We start from the raw sequence: 23738 nt of genomic DNA, 5'->3' as shown, positions 1-23738 counted from the left end.
ACTCTCCTCATGCCGGGGGACGGTCAGGATCCGAAAGCGCCGGCGGTGGCGCTGCTGAACTGTGTCCGGAGATCGTTGAGCGGATTCCGGGGCGAGTACAGGTGCACGACGTTGCTCTTCTGGCCGCCGCACTCGAGGGTGAGCCGGTAGTCGCCCGCCTTGGCGAACAGCGCCGCGTTGCCGACGACGACCGAGTCCTTCGGGCCGTGCGCGTCTTCGATGAGGTCGCCGTTGACGTAGAAGTCACAGGTCTTCGCCGGGGTGCCGTCCCAGGTGATGCTCCAGGTCTTGGTCCCGGAGAGGCCGACGGTCAGGCTCGGTGGGGTCGCCGCGGCGGCGGGGCCGGCCGCGACGACGGCGGTGGTGGTCGCGGCGGCGATCGCGGTGGCGGCGGCCAGCGCCGTTCGGGCGACGGTGCGGCGGGTGACGGTGTTCGGGACTCGCATGATCTTTCCTCGGGTGAAGGGTGCGGCCCGGTGCGGACCGGCCCGTCCAGTGGACCGCGACCGCGGCGCATCCGGTCGAGTAGAGCGCTACTCGAATCTCAGAATCGGTCAGGGCGTCACCGCCGTCATCGGGGTGAGTCGGGGCGGACGAGAGTCTCCTCGCCGAGCGCCGGCCAGGGGACCGTTGTCTGCGGAGCGCCGATCAGGATCCGAATGCTCCGCCGGTGGCGTTGCTGAACTGCGTGCGGAGATCGTTGAGCGGATTCCGGGGCGCGTACAGGTGCCCGACGTTGCTCTTCTGACCATCGCAGTCGACGGTGAGCCGGTAGTCGCCCGCCTTGGAGAACACGTACGGCGGCCCGACGACGAACGATGCCTTCGCGGGCGTCGAGTCTTGGAAGAGGCCGCCGTTGACGTAGAAGTCGCAGGTCTTCGCCGGGGTGCCGTCCCAGGTGAGCAGCCAGCCCTGGGGCCCGGAGAGGTCGACGGTCAGGGTCGGTGGGGTGGCTGCGGCGGCGGGGCCGGCCGCGATGGCGGCGGTGGTGGTCGCGGCGGCGAGCGCGGTGGCGGCGGCCAGTGCCGCCCGGGCGGCGGCACGGCGGGTATGGGTATTCAGGACTCGCATGATCTCTCCTCGGGGAAGGTGCGGGCCCGTGCGGACCGACGCATCCAGTGGACCGTGACCGCGGTGAATCCGGTCGAGTAGGGCGCTACCCGAATTCCCGGACCGTTCCGCCGGGGGCCCGCGCCGACGAGGTCGTCGATGGTCGATCAGCGGGTTGACCTGGGGGAACGCAGAGTTTCAGAAACTCTTTGAGCGATGTGTAACGCTCCGACCGGGTCCGGCGACATACGAGATAGCTCCGGCTGAACTGCCTGACCCCCGACCCGGCAGTTCAGCCGGAGTTCTCGTTTCTGCCGTTTTTCGAGACTCCACCTAAGATCGACGACGTTGTGACTCATTCCGATATGCGGCGCGGCGGGCGCCGGACCTCAGTACGCGTGTGGTGGATCCGCGGTGCGCTCGCGGTGCTGCTGCTGGCCGGACTCGCGCTGGCCGCCGATCTGGTGGCCGGACACGGTAAGACCGCGCGCGGCGCGCAGATCGCCGAGTTCTCGATGGGGAATCTCAGTCCGGATCAGGCGCGTGCCGCGCTGGTGAAGCTGTCGGGCGCTGCGCAGGCGCCGGTCGTGGTGCGGACGGATTCCGGGCAGGCCGCCCTCGACCCGGCCGCGCTCGGCCTCACCTTCGACGCCGACGCCACCCTGAGCCGGCTGCTCCACCAGCCGGCGAACCCGTGGTCACGACTCACCGCGCTGTTCGGGGCGCGCCACCAGGTGGCCCCGGTGGTCCACCTCGACGACGACGCCTTCGGCGAGGAGCTCGACGCCCACCGCAAGAGCCTGGAACGCGCGGCCGTGGAGGGCGGCGTCCACTTCGACGGTACGACGCCCGTCGCAGACCTGCCGTCGTCCGGTCTGCGTATCGACCGCGCCGCGGCCAAGCGGAAGATCCAGCGGGAATGGCTGACCGGCGGTCCGATCACCCTCGCGATGGAACCCTTCGATCCGACGGTCTCGGCGTCGACCGTGCAGCAGACGATGGACGGTCCGGCGCGGCGGGTCACCGCGTCCGCGGTGCGTCTGACCGGCCGCGGCGCGACGGTGACGGCGAGCCCCACCCAACTCGGGGCGCTCGTCACCTTCGAGCCGGACGGCCGGGGTGGGCTGGCCCCCGCGATCAGCCAGCGCGGCCTCAAGAGTGTGCTCGGGACGGATCTCAAACGCGCCGAGTCCGCGCCGGTCGACGCGACCTTCCGCATCTCCGGCGGTGCGCCGCGGGTCGTGCCGTCGACCGACGGCGCCAAGGTCGACGCCCCGGCCACCGCCGCCGCGCTCGCCCGGGCCTCCGTCGGCGACGACCGCCGGGCCGACATCGTCTTCACCACGGTCAAGCCCGCGCTCACCACCGCGCGGGCCCGCGGTCTCGGGGTGAAAGAGGTGGTCTCCGAGTTCACCACCGGCGGCTTCTCCGGGCCCTCCGGCGAGAACATCCGGCTGGTCGCCGAGAAGGTGAACGGCGCCGTCGTGCTGCCCGGACAGACGTTCTCGCTGAACGGCTACACCGGGCCGCGCGGCACCGCGCAGGGTTACGTGACCTCGACGATCATCGACCACGGCCACGCCGCGAAGGCCGTCGGCGGCGGGATCTCGCAGTTCGCGACCACGCTGTACAACGCGTCGTACTTCGCCGGACTGGAAGACGTCACGCACACCGAGCACGCGTACTACATCTCGCGGTATCCGGAGGCGCGGGAGGCGACCGTCTTCGAGGGACTGATCGACCTGGCGTTCAAGAACACCACCAAGCATGGGATCTACATCGAGACGGCCTGGTCGCCGTCGTCGGTGACGGTGCGGCTGTGGAGCACCAAACAGTACGACGTCGAGTCGATCACCGGACCCCGCACCGATCCGACCAGCCCGCAGGAGGTGCAGCTCCCGGCCGGCGACGACTGCATCCCGAGCGGCGGTGCCCCCGGGTTCACCGCGTCGAACACCCGGGTGATCCGGGATGCGCGCAGCGGCCGGGAGATCTCCCGGCACACCCGGACCGTCCGGTACGCGCCGGAGCCCATCGTCCGCTGCCGCTGAACCGGTGGCGGACGGGACCACCGACCAAGCACTCGCTTGTGTCCGGCATCACAGCGCCCCGTCGCCGGTGCCTGTGGTGCGCGTCACCGCGCGGGCGATAGGCTCGGCCGCATGGACATCAATGGAGCAAGTGCAATCGTCACCGGTGGAGCCTCGGGCATCGGCGCCGCCACCGCCCGCCAGCTCGCCGCCCGCGGCGCCAAGGTCGTCATCGCCGATCTGAAGGCCGACGACGGTGAGGCCCTCGCCACCGAGATCGGCGGCGCGTTCGTGCCGGTCGACGTCACGAACACGGACCAGATCATCACGGCCATCGAGAAGGCCGTCGAGCTCGGGCCGCTGAAGGCGGTCGTGAACTCGGCCGGTGTCGGCTGGGCACAGCGCACGGTCGGGCGCGACGGCGAGTTCTCCTCGGCGCACGACCTGGACCTGTACAAGAAGGTCATCTCCATCAACCTGATCGGCACCTTCGACGTCACCCGCCTGGCCGCCACCGCGATGAGCCGCAACGAGCCGGGGCCGGACAACGATCGCGGCGCCATCGTGAACCTCGCGTCGGTCGCCGCCTTCGACGGCCAGATCGGCCAGGCCGCGTACTCGTCGTCCAAGGGCGGCGTGGTCGGCATGACCCTCCCGGTCGCCCGCGATCTGTCGGCCATCGGCGTGCGCCTGAACACCGTCGCCCCCGGCCTGATCGACACCCCGATCTACGGCAGCGGCCCCGAGTCGGAGGCGTTCAAGGCCAAGCTCGGCGAGTCCGTCCTGTTCCCGAAGCGCCTGGGCGTGCCCGACGAGCTCGCCTCGATGGTCGTCGAGCTGCTCACCAACTCGTACATGAACGCCGAGGTGGTCCGCGTCGACGGCGGCATCCGGATGCCTCCGAAGTAGCCTTCGGCCCACGCGACAGGCAACATCCCGCGGCAGCCGCGTCCCTCCCGGGGACGCGGCTGCCGCGTTGTCGGTCACCCCCGGGCCGGCCCGCGGGCAGCGCAGCCGAGGAGCGCACCGCTCCGGTGCACGCAAACCACCTCGCCGGGCACCTCGAAGTCGTCCCGGCCGGAAGACGCGGCGGGTGCGCAGATCGTCGCGGAAGCGGGAACTGTGACCGCATGTGCGACAGTCTGCGAATCCGCCCTGCGGGGCGGCAACCGGCTGCGGAGACCGGCCTCACGAAATAGGCTTCGGGCCATGCGGAATCTCGTGCTGTCGGTGATCGGCGACGACCGGCCCGGCCTGGTCTCGGCACTCTCGGAGGCGATCGCCCGCAGCGGCGGAAACTGGGAGCGGAGCCAACTCGCGCAGCTGGCGGGCAAATTCGCCGGGATCGTCGCGGTGGCGGTCCCCGCCGAACGCGCCGAGGGACTGATCGCCGCCGTCACCGGACTGGACGGACTCCTCGAGGTCCAGGTGCATTCGGTCGACTCCGCGGCGGCGCCGACCGCGGAGTGGACGGCGCTGACCATCGACGTCCTCGGCAACGACCGGCCCGGCATCGTGCAGGAACTGTCGACGGCGCTGAGCCGCAGCGGCGTCTCGATCGAGAAGCTCACCACCGGCACGCGGCAGGCGCCGATGGCCGGCGGCATGCTCTTCGAGGCGCAACTGCACGTCATGGTGCCGCCGACGGCCGAGGCGGCCACGATCCGCGCCGATCTGGAGAAGATCGCCGAGGAACTGCTCGTCGACCTCGATGTCGATGAAGTCTGACCGGACCGTGACGTGGCGAGAGCCGATCGCCGCGCCGGGGAATCATTCGCGCTGATCGGGGGATTCCGGGCCGAGGATGCCCGAAGGCTACGTCACAGTCGGGCCGGTCGTCGGCGGTAGTCGCTCGGGTCGAGCGGCAGACCGACCAGAATCCGCGCCATCAGGTATCCCGAGGTGCGCGGAATGCGCCGGCCGTCGTCACCGGTCGCGCTGCCCAGCCGCGGATAGTCGGCGTGCGCGTGCGCGCCCTCGCGGGCGATCCCGTCGGGCGTGGTCCGCGGACCGACGTCGAGCTGCCGAAGCGAGGTCTCGGTCGGCCGCGGCCCGTTGAAGCCGAGACGCAGGCCGTGGAAGTTCCGGGTCTGGAAGTACCGGATGTAGTCGCGGTCGCCCTCCATCACGTAGCCGTGACCGTCGGCCAGCCCCAGCTGACTCTCGCTGCCGGCCATGAAACCGGGCGAGCCGTAGAAGACGGCGTCGGCGATCGGATGGCCGGGTTCCCGCAGCGCCATGCCCTGGGTCAGCGACCCGTAGGAGTGGCCGAACGCCACGAAATGCGGTGCCGGATCGGTCGAGGTGACCGCGAGCCCCCGGTAGAAGCGCGCGAGGTCTTTGGCGCCGCGCCGTGCACGACCCCGCGCTGCGGCCTCCCCGAACCGGAAGTACTCGGCGAACGGGCGGGTGTTGTCCTTGTCCGGCGGCTCGTAGCCCAGCCACGAGATCGTCGCGATCGACGGCTCCGGTTCGCCGGGGTGCGCGTCGCGCAGCTGGCGCCGTGCCTCCCGGGTCATGTCCTGCCCCTCGTTGAGCATCCCCACCATGCTGCCGCGGATCGAGGTGTCCATGCCGGGGACCAGGATCGCGACGTGGTGGGCGGTGGTCGGATCGCCGTTGGTGACGACGGCCTTGCCCTGTTCGCCGGTCCGCATGTCCATCATCAGCAGCATCTGCCCGTCCGGATGCTCCGGGGACCACGGATTCCGCAGCACGTGCTGCAACATCTTGACGTCGTCGATCTTGCGCCGCACCTGCTCGCGTTCGGCGTCCTCGTTGGTGAACAGCCCGCGGGTCCGGTGTTTGGCGATCTGCGCGAAGAGCTGAGCCTGCCGGGCCTGGAGCCGGATCAGCTCGGGCCCCAGCCGCAGCAGATTCACCCGGTGGCGCACCTGCGGTGGGATGCCATCGGTGTTCCCGACCCACTCGGGCCGCGCGTGCAGCAGCTCTTCCCGGGCCTGCGGACTCAGCGCGGTCCAGTAGTCGTGCACGACGCCGGGCGACGCCGACGCATCCGGGGGCGGCGGCAGATAGGCGGGTGCCTCGGCGGTGGCGGCATGCTCGGCGGTGAGGATCACCGGGAGTTCTTCGACACGGGCGCGGCGATCGCCGAGCAGTCCGAGGAGCGCGGCGCCCAGGCAGCCGAGCGCCACGGCCGCGGCGAACCAGGGGAAGATCGCGGCGGTGCCGTACCGGCTGGCGAGGGCGCCCGCGACCACCGTCGGCACACCCATCGCGAGGTAGCCGAGCAGGTAGTACGCGCTCATCACCTGGCCACGCGCGTGCGCCGGCGCGACCTCGCTCAGGTAGCGCAGCGAGCCGCCGAACGCGAGGCCGAAGACTGCGCCGAGGACGAGGGCATCGATCAGCACGGCGACCGTCGAGCCGCTGTGCACGGCGGCCACCGCGAACCCGAGGGCCACCACCATGCCGAGGTCGCCCGCGATCGCGGTGGCGCGCGGAGCGAACCGGCCGCCGATCCACTGTGACGCCGAGGCCGCCCCGGCCATCATGGAGATCACCACGCCCGCGAAGATCGCCGAATGGTGGCCGGTCGTGTGCTGGGTGAGCGCCGGATACAGGCTCAGGTACACACCGAGCACCGACCACGACGTGAGGATGCCGATCCCGGCGAACCAGAACTCGGCGCGGATCTCGTGCGGGATGGAGGGCCGCTGCAGCCGGACCCGCCCGCCGGTGCGCGCGCTGTGCGGCTCGACCAGGGCGATGACGGCGACCAGCAGCACCGCGACGATCACCGCCACGATCGCGTAGGGGATCCGCAGCGGGTACGACGCCCACTGCGCCGCGCACGCCGCGCCGAGCACGGTGATCGCGATGCCCGCGTTGAGCGACGCCCCGCTGACCGCGCCGTTCCGCGCACCGTCGTGCGGACGGACGTCGAGCAACGCGGCGCCGGCGACGACGATCGTCGCGCCGATCGCGGCGCCGTGGATCAGGCGGGCGATCAGGAGCTCCCAGACCTGCGTGGCGGCCAGGAAGATGCCGAGCCCCACCAGGATCATCACCAGCGCCGTGATCAGCACCGGTTTGCGTCCAACCGCGTCGGAGATCGGCCCGACGGTGAGCGCCGCGGCCAGCGCCCCGGCCGCGTAGACGGCGAAGATCACGGTCGTGGTGAGCGGGCTGAAATGCCACTCCTGCGCGTAGATCGGGTACAGCGGCGAGGGCAGCGCGGACGTGCCGAGGGCCAGCGCGAGGAGCGCGAGCAGCAGGGCGAACGACCAGGACTGCGGATGGTCGTGCCGCGGCCGGGCGTCCGCGGCTTCTCCTGTCATGGAGTCGAGGGTAGACGAGCCGCCCGAGCGATCGTTCAGCGGATTTCGGTCGGCCGGGCCCGGGCGTCAGCCGGCCGTGAGAACCACCTTCAGGGCCTTGGTCTCGGCGGCGTTCGCGAACACCTCGTAGGCGTCGAGGATCTGATCGAGCGCGAAGCGGTGACTGATGAAGACGTCGGGGTCGAGCTGGCGGGAGGCGACCATCTTCAGCAGGGTGCCGAGGGTGTTGGTGTTGACCAGACCCATCGAGATGTCGATGTTCGAGATCCACAGATCCTGCAGGTCGAGCTGCACGGGCTCGCCGTGGACACCGACGTTGGCGACGGTGCCCGCCGGGCGGACCAGGTCGACGCACATCTGCCAGGTCGCCGGGATGCCGACCGCCTCGATCGCGACGTCCACGCCCAGGCCGTCGGTCATGGCCAGGACCTGCTCCTTCCAGTCCGCATCGGAGGAGACGACGCCGTCGGTGGCGCCGAACTTCGCGGCCTCGGCCACGCGGTTCGCATCGATGTCGATCGCGATGATCCGGCTCGGGCCGTAGAGCCGCGCGGTGGCGATCGCGGCCAGCCCGACCGGTCCGGTGCCGACGACGGCGACGACGTCGCCGGCCTTCACGTGGCCGTACTGCACGCCGATCTCGTGGCCGGTCGGCAGGATGTCGGAGAGGATGACGCCCTGCTCGGGGCTGACGGTCGCGGGCAGTTTGTACACCGAGTTCTCGGCGAACGGTACGCGCACGTATTCGGCTTGGGTGCCGTCGATCAGGTGGCCGAAGATCCAGCCGATGCCGGGTGCGCCCTCGGGGGCCTGGCAATGCGAGTAGACGCCCTCCTTGCAGTAGCCGCACTTTCCGCAGGCGCTGACGCAGGCGAGGATCACCTGGTCGCCGACGGCCAGGGTGGTGACCGCGCCGCCGATCTCGGTGATGGTGCCGACACCCTCGTGGCCGAGGATCCGGCCGGGCGTCACGGCGGGGACGTCGCCCTTGAGGATGTGCAGGTCGGTGCCGCAGATGGTGGTGGCGTCCATCTTCACGATGACGTCGGTCGGCTGCAGGATCGTGGGATCGGGGACGTCGTCCCACGACTTGCGGCCGGGACCGTGGTAGACGAGTGCTTTCATGCTCTGCTCCTTATGGGTCGTCTACCGGCGACGCTAGAGAGCGGGGCCCGGGTTACGCGGCGGTACGCGCGGAGGCGGGACCAAGGACACTGGGTGCGGCCGTGAGATGCGGCGAACCCCGCCGGGAGTACCGGCGGGGTTCGCGGTGGCTCGGGTCCCCTTCGACGTAGCTCAGGGAGCAGCGAGATGTAGCTCAGGGAGCGAGACGTAGCTCAGGGAGCGAGACGTAGCTCAGAGAAGCGAGACGCGGCTCGGGGAGCGAGGCGTCAGAAGGCGGCCTCGTCGAGCTCCATCAGATCGTTGTCGACGTTCTCGACGATCCCGCGGACCGCGGTGAGCAGCGGCAGCATGTTCTTCGCGAAGAAGGTCGCGGTGGCGACCTTGCCCTCGTAGAACGGCTTGTCGGCGTCCGAGGCGCCGGCGTCGAGGGCGGCCAGGGCGACCTCGGCCTGACGCAGCAGCAGCCAGCCGATCACCAGGTCACCGACGGCCATCAGGAAGCGGACCGAGCCGGTGCCGACCTTGTACAGCTGCTTCGGGTCCTCCTGGGCGCCCATCAGCCAGCCGGTGAGGGTGGCGGCCATGCCCTGGACGTCCTCGAGGGCCGTCTTGAGCAGCGCGTAGTCGGCCGACAGGCGCTCGTCCGCGGCGGCCTCGATGGTGGCGTTGATCTGGCCGGCGACGTGGGCCAGGGCCTGGCCCTTGTCGCGGATGATCTTGCGGAAGAAGAAGTCCTGCGCCTGGATGGCGGTGGTGCCCTCGTACAGCGAGTCGATCTTCGAGTCGCGGATGTACTGCTCCAGCGGGTAGTCCTGCAGGAAGCCGGAGCCGCCCAGGGTCTGCAGCGACTCGGTGAGCTTCTCGTAGGCGCGCTCGGAGCCGACGCCCTTGACGATCGGCAGCAGCAGGTCGTTCACCTTGTGCGCCATCTCGGCGTCGGCGCCGGAGACGATCTGCGCGGCGACGGGATCCTGGTGCGAGGCGGTGTACAGGTACACGGCGCGCAGGCCCTCGGCGTAGGCCTTCTGGGTCAGCAGGGCGCGGCGCACGTCCGGGTGGTGGGTGATGGTGACGCGCGGGGCGGCCTTGTCCATCATCTGGGTCAGGTCGGCACCCTGCACGCGCTGCTTGGCGTAGTCGAGCGCGTTGAGGTAGCCGGTCGAGAGGGTCGAGATGGCCTTGGTGCCGACCATCATGCGGGCGTGCTCGATGACGTCGAACATCTGGGCGATGCCGGAGTGCACCTCGCCGACCAGCCAGCCTACGGCGGGGACGCCGTGCTGACCGAAGGTGACCTCGCAGGTGGCGGAGGCCTTGATGCCCATCTTGTGCTCGACGTTGGTGACGAACGCACCGTTACGCTCGCCCAGCTCGCCGGTCTCGTGGTCGAAGTGGAACTTCGGCACGAAGAAGAGCGACAGGCCCTTGGTGCCCGGTCCGGCGCCCTCGGGGCGCGCGAGGACCAGGTGGAAGATGTTCTCGGTCATGTCCTGGTCGGCCGAGGTGATGAAGCGCTTCACGCCCTCGATGTGCCAGGTGCCGTCTTCCTGCTTGACGGCCTTGGTGGTGCCCGCGCCCACGTCGGAGCCGGCGTCCGGCTCGGTGAGGACCATGGTGGCGCCCCAGCCGCGCTCGGAACAGATGGCGGCCCACTTCTTCTGCTCGTCGGTGCCGTTGTTGTAGAAGATGCCGGCGAAGCCGGAGCCGGCGGCGTACATGAAGACCGGCGGGTTGGCGCCGAGGATCATCTCGCCGAGCGCCCAGTACAGCGAACGCGGGGCGGGCAGGCCGCCGAGATCCTCCGGGATGCCGACCTTGTCCCAGCCGGCGTCGATGAAGGCGTTGTACGACTTCTTGAAGCCCTCCGGGATGGTGACCGAGTGGTCGGCCGGGTCGAAGACCGGCGGGTTGCGGTCGGTGTCGGCGAAGGACTCCGCGATGGGGCCTTCGGCCAGCGTCTTGACCTCGCGGATCATGTCGACGGCGGTCTCGTGGTCGAGGTCACCGAACTCGCCGGACTCGAGCACCTTGTCGAGCTCGTACATCTCGAACAGGTTGAAGTGCAGGTCGCGAACGTTGGACTTGTAGTGGCCCATCAGTCTTCCTTTATCTCAGGTTCTTGGAGTGAGCTGACCCAGCAAGTTACTTGCCGGTAACACTGGACAGAATACTGGGTCCCAGCGAAAGGGACAACCTGGTGAAATGTGTCTCCGCTTACAATTGCAAGCACGAGCTCGACGCGCCGGATGTCGCCTCTTCGCATGCCTCTGACCTGCGGCGACCCCCGGTGCCATGACCGCTATCGGCCGGTGAGGTAGGCGAGGTCGGCCGGGATACCGTCGGCCGGGGTCTCCAGGATTCCTGGAGCGTCGGCACGGGCCATCAGCTCGACCAGAACGCCGGCGTCGATGTGCCCCGACTCGAGGTTCGCGTGCCGGTCGCGGCCCGAGTCGAACTCGTCGCGCGAGTTGTTCAGATGCACCAGGTCGATGCGGCCCGTGATGGCCCGGATGCGCTCGACCAGTCCGACCAGATCCTCGCCGCCGGCCCAGGCGTGGCAGGTGTCCAGACAGAAGCCGGCCTGCTCGAAGTCGCCCACCGCATCCCAGAGCCGCTCGATCGATTCCAGGGTGCGGGCCATCGCGTGGTCGCCGCCCGCGGTGTTCTCGATCAGGATCGGCACGCCGAATCCGCCCTTGTCCTGCTGACGCTCGAAGAGCTTGCGCCAATTCGCGAAGCCCTCGGCCGCGTCCTCCCCGTCGCGCAGATGTCCCCCGTGCACGACCAGCCCGATCGCCCCGAGCTCGGCGGCCGCGGCGGCCTGCTGCTCGACGGCCTTCCGCGACGGCATCCGCAGCCGATTGTTCAGGCTGGCCACGTTGATCTGATAGCTGGAATGGACGACGACGTCGATGTCGGAGTTCCGGATCTGCTCTGCGAACGGGTGCGGCTCCGGCTTGTTCCACTTCTGCGGATCGGTCACGAACATCTGGAAGATGTCGATCCCCAACTCCTCCGCGGTGGCCACCGGATTCGCGTCCTCTCGCAGATGCGCCCCGACTCGCAGCCCTGTCCGATCTCCCATGCCACCAACGATAGGACAGTCCACCGACAGCGGGTCCGATCCGCCGCGAGAGCCGGATTTGCGCTGGCCGACGCGCGGGCCGCTGGTTCGGAGTGGGTGCCGTCGCACTAGGCTGGCGGGAATGAACGGCCCGTCCCCGGACCGGCCGCGACCGCAGGAGCAACACGACGTGACTGAGCAGAACCCGGCCTCGACCGTCGGTGACGCCGATTCTGACTCGAGTACCGGCGACGTCATCGAAGTCGATCAGGCCCGCGGCGCCGAGGCCGCAGAGGCGGCCGAGACCGCCCGGACCGATGGCGCCGACCAGGACTTTCGCACCGAAGGGGACTCCGGCGCAGAGCAGGGCGCCGAACGGGACTCCGGTGACCGACCCGATCCGGCGACCCCGGCCGACGGGGAGAACGAACTCGTCATCGTCGACGAGAAGGGGCACGACCTCAAGTGGGTCCGCCGCGGCCTGCTGCTGATCTGGGCCGCCGCGGTGGTCTGGGAGGTCCAGGCGCACGGTCTGGCGATCGACCGCACCCGGCTGATCCTCTACCTGGCCTTCGGCATGGTGGCGGCGACCGTCGGACGACGCCGGGCGGTCACCGTGCTGATCGACTGGCTGCCGTTCGTGCTGATCCTGATGCTGTACGACTGGACGCGCGACGTCGCCGTGTGGCTGAACATGCCGACCCAGTGGACGCTGGCGCCGGACGTCGACCACTGGCTGTTCGGGGTCAACCCGACCGCCTGGCTGCAGTCCGAACTGAAGCAGTCGAAGCCGCCGTGGTGGGAGGTGCTCGTCAGCCTCGTCTACATGTCGTACTTCATCATTCCGTACGCGACGGCGGCGGTCCTCTGGATCCGCAACCGGGCCACCTGGCGCCGATTCGCGGTGTGCTTCATCGCCACCAGCTTCATCGGTCTGATCGGCTACACCCTGGTGCCGGCGGCGCCACCGTGGGCGGCCAGCATGTGCACCCACGAGCAGGTGGCCGAGCATCCGCACGACCCGCCCTGCATGTTCAAGAACGAGCGCGTGGAGGGCAATCTGCTCGGTGATGTCAACCCGAAGCATGAGGGGGCGGCCGACCACGTGGAACGCATCTCCTGGCGTGGGTGGAGCGTGCTGGGACTGGGCACCGCGGGCACACTGATCAAGACCGGCCAGAGCAAAGCCAACCTGGTGGCGGCGATCCCGTCGCTGCACGCCGGGCTGACGATGATGCTCGCCCTGTTCATGTGGCCGCGCGCCAAGGCGCTCGGCCGAACACTCTTCCTCGGCTATGCCCTTGCGATGGCCTTCGCGCTCGTCTACACGGCCGAGCACTACGTCTTCGACATCCTGCTCGGCTGGCTCCTCGCCGCCTGCGTGGTCGGCACCGTCACCTGGGTCGACAAACGCTACATTCAGCCGCGGAACCGCCGCCAGGCGGAGGAGAAGGAGGCCGAGCGCGAACAGGCGGTCGCCGCCGCGGTGGCCGGGGCTCCGGCGACCGGGTAGAAGTGAAGCCATGACCGTTTCGACCGCTTTCTCTCGCCGCCTCGTCCTCGCCGCCACGATCCTGGCCGCCGTCGGCCTGCTCGCCGCGTGCGGGTCGGGCGACGACGCCGCCGGGCACGACGATCACGCCGCCCACAGCCATGCGCACGGCGCGAGCGACGTGCCGACGTCGGTGTCCGCGCAGGTCAATTCGGCGGACGTCGAGTTCGCCACCATGATGATTCCGCACCACCAGCAGGCGATCGAGATGGCCGACCTGGTGCCCTCGCGCACCCAGAACGCCTGGCTCCGCGGCTTCGCGCAGCAGGTCAAGGCCGCGCAGCAGCCGGAGATCGACCAGCTGACGCAGGCGCTGAAGTCCTGGGGGAAGCCCGTTCCGGACAGCCACGCCGAACATCAGATGGACGGGATGATGACTCCCGCGCAGATGGCCGACCTGGAGGCCTCCTCCGGGGCGGACTTCGACCGGAAGTGGATCACCATGATGATCGCCCACCACGAGGGCGCCGTCGCCATGGCGGAGGTGGAACTCGCCAAGGGTGAGAACCCGCAGCTGCGCACCATGGCGCAGCACATCATCGACTCCCAGCAGGCCGAGATCACCGAGATGCGCGCGCACCTCGACAAGTAGGTCTCAGGCCTGGGGTGTCCAGCCCGGTGGCCGCACATCGGTGGAGAAGTCGATGAACGCCCGGCTGTTCTCCACCGCGGTCACCAGCCCGGTTCCGAACCGCCCGCGGGCGTCGTACAGGGTGGCCGTGCCGACCGAGATGCCGTCCGACTCGTCGTGCCCGTCGGCCTCCACGCCGATCCGCGGTCCCTCTGGCAGGCGGGACAGCGCGACGGTCAGGTCACAGTTGATGAAGCCGATGCCGCCCTCGCCCCAGTTGGTCATCAGGCTCGTCGACTCCGCGGTGATCACCGCGCGCTGAAACGGGGTCAGCGCGATGTCCGGGGCCACCGGAATCGGCTCCGACCAGAGGCGGTGCCGATGTGCGTGCTGCTGGTCGGCGAGGGACCGGCCCCAGCCGTCGGGGCCGCCGAACCGCGGCGCCGCGTCGTCGGCGGGAACGTCGGGCGGGAAGAAGGTGCGCGCCGATTCCGGCGGCGACCAGCGCGCCCCCGGCGGATTGGTGCTCTCCTTCAGGAAGACGGTGACGCCCTGGGCCACCAGGGTCTGCTCGGCGCCGTCGTCCTGCTGGATCCGGAAGGTGATCACCCGAATCCGGCCGCCGGCCCGCTGCACCTCGGTGGTGACCGTCGTCGGCAGGGCGCGGGCGGATTTGAACAGTTCGACGGTGAAGCGGGCGGGCCGCCATCCGGGCGCGCTGTGCTCGGATTCGACGGCGCAGGCGGCGACGGCACAGAGTGCCGGGCCGTTGAGGGCGTCGGGTCCCCATCGGCTGTGCGCCACCGCGGTCGGCAGAAAGCGGCCCCGGTCGTCTCGGGTGAAGAAGGTGCTCGCGCTCACGGTCGTGACGCTACGCTGTGCAGGTGATCAACCAAGAACTTCGTCCCTCGCTGCCCGCGGAGGCCGTCAACGCGGTCCGCGCCGGCATCGTCTTCTCCTCGATCGTCGGCATCGTGCTCGGCGTCCTGATCATGGTCTGGCCGGGGGTCACGGTGTTCATCGCCGGCCTCCTGTTCGGCATCGCGCTGGTCAGCGCGGGACTGTTCCGCCTCTTCTTCACCTTCGCCGCCACCGGCGTCACCTTCGGCATGCGGATGCTGATGCTGGTGATGGGTGTTCTGATGGTCGCCTGCGGCGTGATCGCCATCATCAGCCCGGAGAACGCCTGGTGGATGCTCGCCATCTTCATCGGTGTCGGCTGGATCTTCGGTGGCTTCCAGGACATCTTCGGTGCGCGCACCGGTACCTCGATGGCGCCGCGCTGGCTGGTCGTGGTCGGCGGTGTGATCTCGGTGCTCGCCGGCATCGTCATGCTGATCTTCTCGCCCGGCGTCACCCTGCCGACCATCATGTGGGTGCTCGGCCTGATGCTGATCATCGTCAGCATCGTGAGCCTGGTGTCGCTGCCGGCGAAGATCAAGATCGACGCGTAGCCCTGCCTACTGGACCGGCGCCCCATCGAAATCGGTCGATGGGGCGCCGTCCGTCAGGCGGCCCTGCAGGTCGCGGAACGCGCCGGCGAGTTCGGTGGTGTGGGCCAGCGTCAGCCCGGCCAGCGGATCGACGACGACGCGCCGCGTGTGCACCGCCGCCGCGCCCAGCAGGCGCCGCGCGGCCGGCAGGTCCACGTCCCAGAGCGCGTCGGCCGTCCGCACGTAGAGCGTGGCGGCGCTGGATACGGCGTCGAGCTGGACCATCGCCCACGCCCAGTGCTTGGCGACGTCGACGGTGTCGGCCTCACCGGGCCCGTGTGTGCGGACGTACTTCGCGTGGAGTTCGCTGCACAGCAGATCGGTGTCCTGCCAGAGGGCGAGGTGCCGCATGCACCGCACACTGTCGTGCAGGGCGCGCAGGTATTTCACCGAATAGGGGCCCTCGCGCCGTCCCCTGACCTCCCGGAGCACCGAGAAGTCGGCGAGCGCGTGTGCGTACTCGCCGGCCGCGTACATCTCGCGGGCCTGGGCTTCCAGCTCGTCGAGCATGACTCCAGGGTGCCCCGCCGGGCGGCCCGGGGGAGTGCCCTCCGGGAATTTGAGACGGATCGACCCATCGGTCTCGCCGGTATCGGCGAGTACCGCGGTGGTGTTGGATCGAAGACGTGGAGAAGAACGCCGACCTCAGCCGCTGGGCCCTGCTGAGCATCGCGGTGGCGATCGTGACGATCGCGCTCAAGACCGGTGCCTGGCTGCTGACCGGATCGGTGGGGCTGCTGTCCGACGCCGCCGAGTCGGTGGTGAACCTGGTCGCGGCGGTCGTCGCCTTCATCGCGCTGCGGGTCGCCGCGCGGCCCGCCGACGACGACCACAACTTCGGCCACGCCAAGAGCGAATACTTCTCGGCCGTGATCGAGGGCGTGATGATCGTGATCGCGGCCGTGGTGATCATCGTGACCGCCGTCGACCGGCTGCTGCACCCGGCCCAGCTCGAATCGCTCGGCATCGGTCTGCTGATCTCGGTGGTCGCCGCCGTCCTCAACGGGGTGACGGCGCTCGCCCTGCTGCGCGCCGGCCGCACGCACCGGTCCATCACCCTGGAGGCCGACGGCCGACACCTGATGACCGACGTGTGGACCACCGCCGGGGTGATCGTCGGAGTCGGGCTCGTCGCCCTCACCGGCTGGCTGCCGCTCGACGCGCTCGTCGCGATCGGGGTCGCGATCAACATCGTGGTCGTCGGGTTCCGGCTCATCCGGCGGTCCACGGCCGGCCTGATGGATGTCGCGCTCGACTCCGGCGATCTCGCCGCCATCACGGGGGTGCTCGGCCGGTTCCGCGACGGTGACGCGGCGATCGGCGCCGGTCCCGGCGAGATCGAGTTCCACGACCTGCGGACCCGGCACTCCGGGCGGCTCCGGTTCGCGCAGCTGCACATGCTGGTGCCCGGCCAGTGGCGGGTACAGCGCGCGCACGACGCCGCCGAGGACGTGGAAGCGGCGCTGCGGGACGTCGTGCCCGGCCTGGTAGTGACCATCCACACCGAACCCATCGAGGATCCGCGGGCATACGAAGCCTGGCGCCGATAGGCTGGAGGCATGAGCGATCCGGACGACGAAGTGGACCAGCGCGAGGACTACGAGACCGACCAGCTGCAGCCCGAGGACACGCTGGAAGCCATGGAGTTGTCCGATGTCCTCGACCGCGGGTACTCGCCGCCGGACCACCGGCCGGCCGAGCACCCCGAGCACGAGGATCTGGACGAGCGGCTGGCCGACGAGGAGCCGGACGTCTTCGCCGCCGAGGACGAGGCGGAGCGCGACCCGGACTTCCCGTCGAACGACGAGGTCGGCGACCGCCGCGCCGGACGCCTGGTGGCTCCGGACGAGGGCAGCCTCCCGGACGTGGACGCGCAGCTGCTCGCCACCGATGCGGGCGTCGACGGGGCCGGGGCCTCCGCCGAAGAGGCCGCGATGCACGTGATCGACTCCCAGTAGGTCATGGATTCGGAAAAACTGGTCGACGTCGGCGTCAACCTGATCTCGAGTTTCGGAGCGCGGGCGCTGAGCCTGACGTCGGTGGCACGACAGGCCGGCGTCGCGCGCGCCACCGCCTATCGCATGTTCGGCGGCCGGGACGCGCTGGTCGCCGCGATCGTGCAGCGCGAGCTCACGCTGATGCGCGAGAAGGTGGTCGAGTGGGGCGCCGATGAGCCCGACGTGGGGGCGCGCGTGCACAAGCGCGTCGTCGAATCGCTGCGCTACATCCGTGAGCACGAGGCCCTGCAGTACGTGCTCACCCATGAGCCGGAGGAGATCGTCGGAGCGCTGGTGACCGCGCGATCCGACACCGAACCGTCGCTCATCGAGATGATCGTGGAGGCCACTCTCCCCGAGCTCGAGGACGACGAGGCCGCGGCGCTGTACCCCAACGCGCGCGCCGGCGTGGAGTTCATGGTGCGCACCGTCTACTCGTGCATGCTGGTGCCGCAGAGCGCGTTGAGCGACAGGGAGATCGCGGACCTCGTGGTTCGCGCCATCGTTCGCCGATGAGTCACGCCGCCCCGATACGCTGAGCGGTATGACTGGCAACGGGACACGGTCCGCGCGCGGGATCTACATCGCCTCGGCCGAGGGGGACACCGGAAAATCGACCGTCGCGCTGGGCGTGCTGGTCCAGCTGGCCGCCACCGGGGGACGCGTCGGCGTGTTCCGGCCGATCTCGCGGGGCGGGGTGGGCGAGCGCGATTACATCCTCGATCTGCTCATCGAGTACACCACCGTCGACGTCTCCTACGAGGACTGCGTCGGCGTCACCTACGACGACGTCCACGCCGACCCGGACGCGGCGATCGCCGAGATCGTCTCCCGCTACCACGCGATGGCGAAGTACTGCGACAACGTGGTGATCGTCGGATCGGACTACACCGACGTCGCCTCGCCCTCGGAGCTCAGCTACAACGCGCGGATCGCGGCGAACCTGGCGGCGCCGGTGCTGCTGGTGGTGAAGGCGCTGGATCGCACGCCCGCCGAGGTCGTGTCGATCATCGAGCTGCTGGTCGCCGACATCCGCGCCTCGCACGCCGCCGTCGCCGGGGTGGTGGCCAACCGGGCCGACGAGCACCAGCTCGCCGAGGTCCACGCCGCGATCGAGGACACCGGCTGCCGCGCGTGGGCCGTGCCGGAGGAGCCGCTGCTAATGGCGCCGACGATGGCCGAACTGGCCGAGGCCCTCGATGCCACGCTGTACAGCGGCGACCCCGACCTGCTCGACCGGGAGGCCATCGGCGTGATGGTCGGCGGCATGACGGTCGAGCACATCCTGGAGCGGCTCAGCGAGTCGATGGCGGTGATCGCCCCCGCGGACCGCTCGGACGTGCTGCTCTCGCTGGTGAACGCCAACGCGGCGCAGGGCTTCCCGCGGCTCGCGGGCATCATCCTGAACGGTGGGCTCCGGCCGCACCCGATGATCGACGCGCTCGTCAAGGGCCTGCGGCCGACGCTCCCGATCCTGCAGTGCGACCACGGCACGTACGAGACGGCGCGGATCGCGTCGACCACGCGCGGGCGGATGGCCGCCGGTTCGGTGCGGAAGATCGACGCCGCGCTCGCGCTCGCCGAGCGGTACCTGACGGCGTCGCCGGAACTGCTCTCGGAACTGAACCTGCATGTCTCGGACGTGGTGACGCCGCAGATGTTCGAGTACCAGCTGCTGGCCCAGGCCAAGTCCGACCCGCAGCACATCGTGCTGCCCGAGGGCAACGACGACCGCATCCTGCGCGCCTGCGACCGGCTTCTGCGGCGCGGCGTCGCCCGGCTGACCCTGCTCGGGAACGCCGACGCGGTCCGCCGCCGCGCCGACGAGCTGGGCGTGGACCTCACCGAGGTCGACGTGCTCGACCCGCAGACGTCGCCGCTGGTCGACGAGTTCGCCGCGGCCTACGCGCAGCTCCGCAAGCACAAGGGCGTGACGCTCGACCGGGCCATGGAGGTGGTGCGCGACGAGTCGTACTTCGGCACCATGATGCTGCACACCGGCATGGTCGACGGCATGGTCTCCGGCGCGGTGCACACCACCGCGCAGACCATCCGGCCGGCGTTCGAGATCATCAAGACGCAGCCGGGGGTGTCCACGGTGTCGTCGGTGTTCTTCATGTGTCTGGCCGACAAGGTGCTCACCTATGGCGACTGCGCCGTGGTGCCCGACCCGACGGCCGAGGAACTGGCCGACATCGCGATCTCGTCGGCGGCCACCGCGGAGGCCTTCGGGATCGAGCCGCGGGTCGCGATGCTGTCGTACTCGACGGGCGGCTCGGGCTCCGGCGCCGACGTCGACAAGGTGCGCACCGCCACCGAACTGGTCCGCGAGCGCGCCCCGGAGCTGCTGGTCGAGGGGCCGATCCAGTACGACGCCGCCATCGAGCCGTCCGTCGCGAGCACTAAGATGCCGAACTCGCTGGTAGCCGGCAAGGCAACGGTGCTGATCTTCCCGGACCTGAACACCGGCAACAACACCTACAAGGCGGTGCAGCGCAGCGCGAGCGCCATCGCCATCGGCCCGGTGCTGCAGGGGCTCAACAAACCGATGAACGACCTCTCCCGCGGCGCCCTGGTCTCCGACATCGTCAACACCGTCGCCATCACCGCCATCCAGGCCCAGAATCTCAAACACCCCGCCCCCGCCGACTGAGGTTCCAGCGGAGATGCGCAGGCATGTCGAGACCCGCGCCGTTCGACGCCCCCAGCCACGACCGTGTCGAAGCCAAGCCGTTAGCAGAGAGCAGAGAACATGACCGCACCCAAGGTCGACATCGCCCCCGGCGCCGTACTGGTGATCAACGCGGGCTCGTCGTCGCTCAAGTACCAGTTGACCGACCCGCACACCGAGCAGGTCTACGCCGACGGCCTGGCCGAGCGGATCGGCGAGCCCATCGGCTCGGCGATCACGCACGAGGCGAACGGCCGTCGGCGTGAGATCGAGGTCGCGCTGCCCGACCACGCGGCGGCGATCGCCACGGTCGCCGAACTGCTCCGCGAGGACGGCATCTTCCTGCGCGAATCAGAGCTGGCGGCGGTCGGCCATCGCGTGGTCCACGGCGGCCGGACCTTCCATGCCCCGACCGTCATCGATGACGAGGTCTGTGCCGAGATCGAACGCATCGCGCCACTCGCTCCGCTGCACAACCCGCCCAATCTGGTGGGTATCGAGGTGGTATCGGCTCTGCTACCGGACGTGCCTGCGGTCGGGATCTTCGACACCGCGTTCTTTCACGACCTGCCCGCCGACGCGGCGACCTACGCGCTCGACGCCGAGGTGGCGCAGAAGTACGCGATCCGCCGGTACGGCTTCCACGGCACCAGCCACCAGTACGTGTCGCGCCGGGCGGCGGAGTTCCTGGGGCGTGACTACGGCGACGTGAATCAGATCGTGCTGCACCTGGGCAACGGTGCGTCGGCGTCGGCGATCCGGGGCGGCCGCCCGATCGACACGTCGATGGGCATGACCCCGCTGGAGGGCCTGGTGATGGGCACCCGCACCGGCGACATCGACCCCGGCATCGCCTTCCAGCTCGCCCGCGTCGGCGGCATGAGCATCGACGAGATCGACCATCTCTACAACAAGAGGTCCGGGCTGAAGGGACTGTCCGGCGACAACGACTTCCGCGCCATCCTGGAGCGCGTCGACGCCGGCGACGAGGCCGCCGCTCTCGCCTACCAGGTCTATCTGCACCGGCTGCGCCACTATCTCGGCGCCTACATGATCGAGCTCGGCCGGGTAGACGCTGTTGTCTTCACCGCCGGTGTCGGCGAGAACGCCGCTTCCGTCCGCGCGGATGCCCTGGCGCGCTTGGAGATGTACGGCATCGAGATCGATCCGGACCGCAACGAGGTGCGCTCGCCCGAGCCGCGCCGGATATCGACGGATGCGTCCGCCGTGGCCGTCCTGGTGGTCCCGACCAACGAGGAACTGGAGATCGCGCACCAGGCCGCCGCGGTGGTCGCCGGCGCCTGACCCAGCGATCTCGCCGGCCACCCCCGAATACTGCGTCACGAGGGACGATTCCCCTCGTGGTCCGATATTCGGGGGTGGCCGACGCGGCTCGGCGGACGGCACGGGTGGCCAGGGTGTTCGCTCGACCCGCCTGTTCACGTGGGTGTGCGAGCGCACCCGCGTGGCCTGCTCTCCGGGAATCGGGCGGATGTCTCCGAGCCGGACCGGGTGGCCGAGGCCGGGGGCTGATCGACAGGGGCGGCGTCAGGCGTCGTACAGCCGGAGGAGCAGGCGCAGGACCTTGATCGCCATCGCCTTGTCCAGGGGTTCGTTGCCGTTCCCACACTTCGGCGACTGGATGCACGACGGGCAGCCGAATCGGCACGCGCACGACTCGACCGCGTCGGCAGTGGCCGTGATCCACGCGCCGAACGCCTCGTAGCCGCGCTCGGCGAAGCCCGCGCCACCCGGAAAACCGTCGTACACGAACACGGTCGGAAGGCCGGTCCCCGGATGGAGGTTGGTGGAGAGGCCGCCGATGTCCCAGCGGTCGCAGGTGGCGACCAGGCCGAGCATGCCGATGGCGGCGTGCTCGGCGGCGTGCAGCGCACCGGGGAACTTGTCGGGCGCGATCCCGGCGGCGATCAGCGTCTCGGGCTCGATCGTGTACATCACCGCGCGGGTCGGCAGGGTCTCCTCGGGCAGGTCGAGCGGCACCGAATCGAGGATCTCTCCGGAGAGCGCTTTGCGCAGGTAGCCGACCACCTGATCGGTCACCACCACCTCGGTGAAGGCGACGGTCAGCGGCCCGAAGGTCCGGGCGTCGAGGGTGCGGATCACCTCCACCTCGCTGACCTCGCGGACCGAGGTGGTCCAGTCCGGTTCCTCCGGGTGTGCCAAGGCGAGGCACTCGTCGAGGTCGAGTTCGTCGACCACGAAGCTCTCGCCCTGGTGCAGGTAGACGGCACCGGGATGCACGCTCTGCTTGGCGCGGGCCGAGTCGACGGTCCCGAGCAGCCGCGACGTCGTCGAGTCGACGATGAGCACCTGGCCGCCGATACCGCCGCGGATGTCGATCTCGGACCACGGGTCCAATCCGGGGGCCGGATACCAACCGGCCTTGCGGCGCCGGAGCAGGCCCTGCCGGGTGAGGTCGTCCACGGCCTCGTGCGCGTCGAACGCGGTGACGTCGGCCTCGGTGAGCGGTGATTCCGCCGCGGCGCACAGCAGGTGCGGGCCCAGGATGTAGGGGTTGGACGGGTCGGTGACGGTCGCCTCGACGGGCCGGTCGAGGAGGGCTTCGGGATGGTGCACGAGATAGGTGTCGAGCGGGTCGTCGCGGGCGACCAGCACCACCAGCGAGCCTTCGCCGCGGCGCCCGGCACGACCGGCCTGCTGCCAGAACGAGGCGACCGTGCCCGGGTATCCGGCGACGACCACCGCGTCGAGGCCGCTGATGTCCACGCCGAGTTCGAGGGCGTTGGTGGTGGCGACGCCGAGCAGCTCGCCGTCGGCGAGGGCGCGCTCGAGGCGGCGGCGGTCGTCGGCCAGGTACCCGGCGCGGTAGGCGGCCACCCGCTGGGTCAGGGCCGGTGCGGATTCGGCGAGCAGTTGCTGGGCGCGTAGCGCGGTGATCTCCGCGCCCCGGCGGCTGCGGACGAAGCACAGGGTGCGTGCGCCCTCGATCACGAAGTCGGCGAGTAGCCGGGCGGCCTCGGCGCCGGCCGGCCGGCGGACCGGGGCGTCGTTCTCGCCGCGGTGCGCATCGTCGGTGAAGCCGGGTTCCCAGAGGGCGACGGTGCGCTCCCCGTGCGGGGAGGAGTCGCCGGTCACGGCCACGACCTCGTCGTTGATCAGCCGGGAGAGGGCCTGCGCGGGATTGGCGACGGTGGCGCTGGCACCGATCACGACGGGGTCCGCGCCGTACATGCGCGCCAGGCGAAGGGTGCGTTGCAGGACCAGTGCCGTGTGCGAGCCGAAGACACCCCGGTAGTGGTGACATTCGTCGACGACGATGTAGCTCAGCCGCGCGAAGAACTGACGCCACTTGGCATGGGTGGAATTGATCCCGAGGTGAAGCATGTCCGGGTTGGTGAAGATCCAGCGGGAGTGCAGGCGCGCCCACTGGCGGAGTTCCTGCTCGGTGTCACCGTCGTACATGCACGGCTGCAGATGGCTGTAGGCTGGCCGGCCCGCGATGAGCTGGGAGACGGTGCGCAGCTGATCCGTTCCGAGGGCTTTGGTGGGGGAGAGGTAGAGCGCGGTGGCGAGCGGGTCGTCGGCGAGGCGGCTGAGGATCGGGAGCTGGTAGGCGAGCGACTTGCCCGACGCGGTGCCCGTGCAGATGCACACGTCGCGGCCGGCCACCGCGTGGTCGGCCGCCTCGATCTGATGCCGCCACGGCCGGGCGATCCCGCGCTCGGTGAAGGTCTCCCGCACCTGCGCCGGCACCCATTCCGGCCAGTCGGCGAACTGCGCGGTCCGCGTGGGGATCACCGCGGTGTGGGTGAGGGGACTCTCGGACTCCGGGTCCTCGCCGGCGAGGGTGCGTTGCAGCAGTTCGGTGCCGTAGGTGGCCTGCTCCATTCCGTCCCTTCCGG

The 23738-nt window shown here is 70.0% G+C and carries 20 protein-coding genes; 11 read left to right on the top strand and 9 right to left on the bottom strand.

Going from position 1 to position 23738, the window contains the following annotated elements; all coding sequences use genetic code 11:
• Nucleotides 1–23: 23 nt before the first annotated feature.
• Together MYK68_RS19610 and MYK68_RS19605 are read right to left on the bottom strand one after the other, a co-directional pair.
• Nucleotides 24–446 carry a hypothetical protein gene (locus MYK68_RS19610; RefSeq protein WP_247865401.1) on the bottom strand — a complete coding sequence of 141 codons (423 nt, stop codon included), beginning with the start codon at nt 444–446 and terminating at the stop codon, nt 24–26.
• A gap of 202 nt (nt 447–648) precedes the next feature.
• Nucleotides 649–1071: a hypothetical protein gene (locus MYK68_RS19605; RefSeq protein WP_247865400.1), complete on the bottom strand. Its 423-nt coding sequence runs from the start codon at nt 1069–1071 to the stop codon at nt 649–651.
• Nucleotides 1072–1415: 344 nt separating this feature from the next.
• Between MYK68_RS19605 and MYK68_RS19600 the strand changes: the two genes are divergently transcribed.
• From MYK68_RS19600 to MYK68_RS19590, 3 genes are all read left to right on the top strand, one after another.
• The gene (locus MYK68_RS19600; RefSeq protein WP_247868117.1) at nt 1416–3101 is read left to right on the top strand and encodes a VanW family protein; all 1686 of its coding nucleotides are present in this window, start codon (nt 1416–1418) and stop codon (nt 3099–3101) included.
• A gap of 111 nt (nt 3102–3212) precedes the next feature.
• Nucleotides 3213–3989, top strand: coding sequence for an SDR family NAD(P)-dependent oxidoreductase (locus MYK68_RS19595; protein ID WP_247865399.1), 777 nt, complete (start codon nt 3213–3215; stop codon nt 3987–3989).
• A gap of 300 nt (nt 3990–4289) precedes the next feature.
• On the top strand, nt 4290–4808 hold the full coding sequence (locus MYK68_RS19590; RefSeq protein WP_247865398.1) for a glycine cleavage system transcriptional repressor: 519 nt from the start codon (nt 4290–4292) through the stop codon (nt 4806–4808).
• 92 nt (nt 4809–4900) lie between these two features.
• Here the strand turns inward: MYK68_RS19590 and MYK68_RS20855 are convergent, their stop codons facing one another.
• The 4 genes from MYK68_RS20855 to MYK68_RS19565 form a co-directional block, all read right to left on the bottom strand.
• Nucleotides 4901–7381 (bottom strand): MFS transporter, encoded by a 2481-nt coding sequence (locus MYK68_RS20855; RefSeq protein WP_349306146.1) that lies wholly within the window; start codon nt 7379–7381, stop codon nt 4901–4903.
• Nucleotides 7382–7447: 66 nt separating this feature from the next.
• Complete coding sequence (locus MYK68_RS19575; RefSeq protein WP_247865397.1) at nt 7448–8506, bottom strand: zinc-dependent alcohol dehydrogenase family protein; 1059 nt, start codon at nt 8504–8506, stop codon at nt 7448–7450.
• Between the two features lie 266 nt (nt 8507–8772).
• Nucleotides 8773–10602 carry an acyl-CoA dehydrogenase gene (locus MYK68_RS19570; protein WP_247865396.1) on the bottom strand — a complete coding sequence of 610 codons (1830 nt, stop codon included), beginning with the start codon at nt 10600–10602 and terminating at the stop codon, nt 8773–8775.
• Nucleotides 10603–10805: 203 nt separating this feature from the next.
• Nucleotides 10806–11573 (bottom strand): deoxyribonuclease IV, encoded by a 768-nt coding sequence (locus MYK68_RS19565; protein ID WP_247868115.1) that lies wholly within the window; start codon nt 11571–11573, stop codon nt 10806–10808.
• A 187-nt stretch (nt 11574–11760) separates the two neighbouring features.
• On the opposite strand from MYK68_RS19565, the gene MYK68_RS19560 reads away from it, so the two are divergent.
• Nucleotides 11761–13083 carry a phosphatase PAP2 family protein gene (locus MYK68_RS19560; RefSeq protein WP_502798274.1) on the top strand — a complete coding sequence of 441 codons (1323 nt, stop codon included), beginning with the start codon at nt 11761–11763 and terminating at the stop codon, nt 13081–13083.
• A gap of 10 nt (nt 13084–13093) precedes the next feature.
• Nucleotides 13094–13714 (top strand): DUF305 domain-containing protein, encoded by a 621-nt coding sequence (locus MYK68_RS19555; RefSeq protein ID WP_247865395.1) that lies wholly within the window; start codon nt 13094–13096, stop codon nt 13712–13714.
• Nucleotides 13715–13717: 3 nt separating this feature from the next.
• Here MYK68_RS19555 and MYK68_RS19550 read toward each other — a convergent pair whose 3' ends face one another.
• Nucleotides 13718–14554: an acyl-CoA thioesterase domain-containing protein gene (locus MYK68_RS19550; protein ID WP_247865394.1), complete on the bottom strand. Its 837-nt coding sequence runs from the start codon at nt 14552–14554 to the stop codon at nt 13718–13720.
• A gap of 23 nt (nt 14555–14577) precedes the next feature.
• On the opposite strand from MYK68_RS19550, the gene MYK68_RS19545 reads away from it, so the two are divergent.
• Entirely contained in the window at nt 14578–15147 is a 570-nt protein-coding gene (locus MYK68_RS19545) for an HdeD family acid-resistance protein (RefSeq protein ID WP_247865393.1), read from the top strand.
• Nucleotides 15148–15153: 6 nt separating this feature from the next.
• Here the strand turns inward: MYK68_RS19545 and MYK68_RS19540 are convergent, their stop codons facing one another.
• The gene (locus MYK68_RS19540) at nt 15154–15696 is read right to left on the bottom strand and encodes a hypothetical protein (protein ID WP_247865392.1); all 543 of its coding nucleotides are present in this window, start codon (nt 15694–15696) and stop codon (nt 15154–15156) included.
• 116 nt (nt 15697–15812) lie between these two features.
• Here MYK68_RS19540 and MYK68_RS19535 point away from each other — a divergent pair, with 116 nt between their 5' ends.
• The 5 genes from MYK68_RS19535 (at nt 15813) to MYK68_RS19515 (ending at nt 21159) form a co-directional block, all read left to right on the top strand.
• On the top strand, nt 15813–16736 hold the full coding sequence (locus MYK68_RS19535; protein WP_247865391.1) for a cation diffusion facilitator family transporter: 924 nt from the start codon (nt 15813–15815) through the stop codon (nt 16734–16736).
• 9 nt (nt 16737–16745) lie between these two features.
• Nucleotides 16746–17144, top strand: coding sequence for a DUF5709 domain-containing protein (locus MYK68_RS19530; RefSeq protein ID WP_247865390.1), 399 nt, complete (start codon nt 16746–16748; stop codon nt 17142–17144).
• Between the two features lie 3 nt (nt 17145–17147).
• Complete coding sequence (locus tag MYK68_RS19525) at nt 17148–17699, top strand: TetR/AcrR family transcriptional regulator (RefSeq protein WP_247865389.1); 552 nt, start codon at nt 17148–17150, stop codon at nt 17697–17699.
• Between the two features lie 28 nt (nt 17700–17727).
• Nucleotides 17728–19836, top strand: coding sequence for a phosphate acetyltransferase (gene pta, locus MYK68_RS19520; protein WP_247865388.1), 2109 nt, complete (start codon nt 17728–17730; stop codon nt 19834–19836).
• Between the two features lie 99 nt (nt 19837–19935).
• Nucleotides 19936–21159 (top strand): acetate kinase, encoded by a 1224-nt coding sequence (locus tag MYK68_RS19515; RefSeq protein WP_247865387.1) that lies wholly within the window; start codon nt 19936–19938, stop codon nt 21157–21159.
• 243 nt (nt 21160–21402) lie between these two features.
• Here MYK68_RS19515 and MYK68_RS19510 read toward each other — a convergent pair whose 3' ends face one another.
• On the bottom strand, nt 21403–23724 hold the full coding sequence (locus MYK68_RS19510; protein ID WP_247865386.1) for a DEAD/DEAH box helicase: 2322 nt from the start codon (nt 23722–23724) through the stop codon (nt 21403–21405).
• Nucleotides 23725–23738: the final 14 nt, after the last annotated feature.

It is taken from the genome of Gordonia sp. PP30, from assembly GCF_023100845.1.
Taxonomy (GTDB): Bacteria; Actinomycetota; Actinomycetes; order Mycobacteriales; family Mycobacteriaceae; genus Gordonia.
The sequence above is the reverse complement of the archived record's forward strand: the minus strand, read 5'-3'. Positions and strand labels throughout refer to the sequence as shown.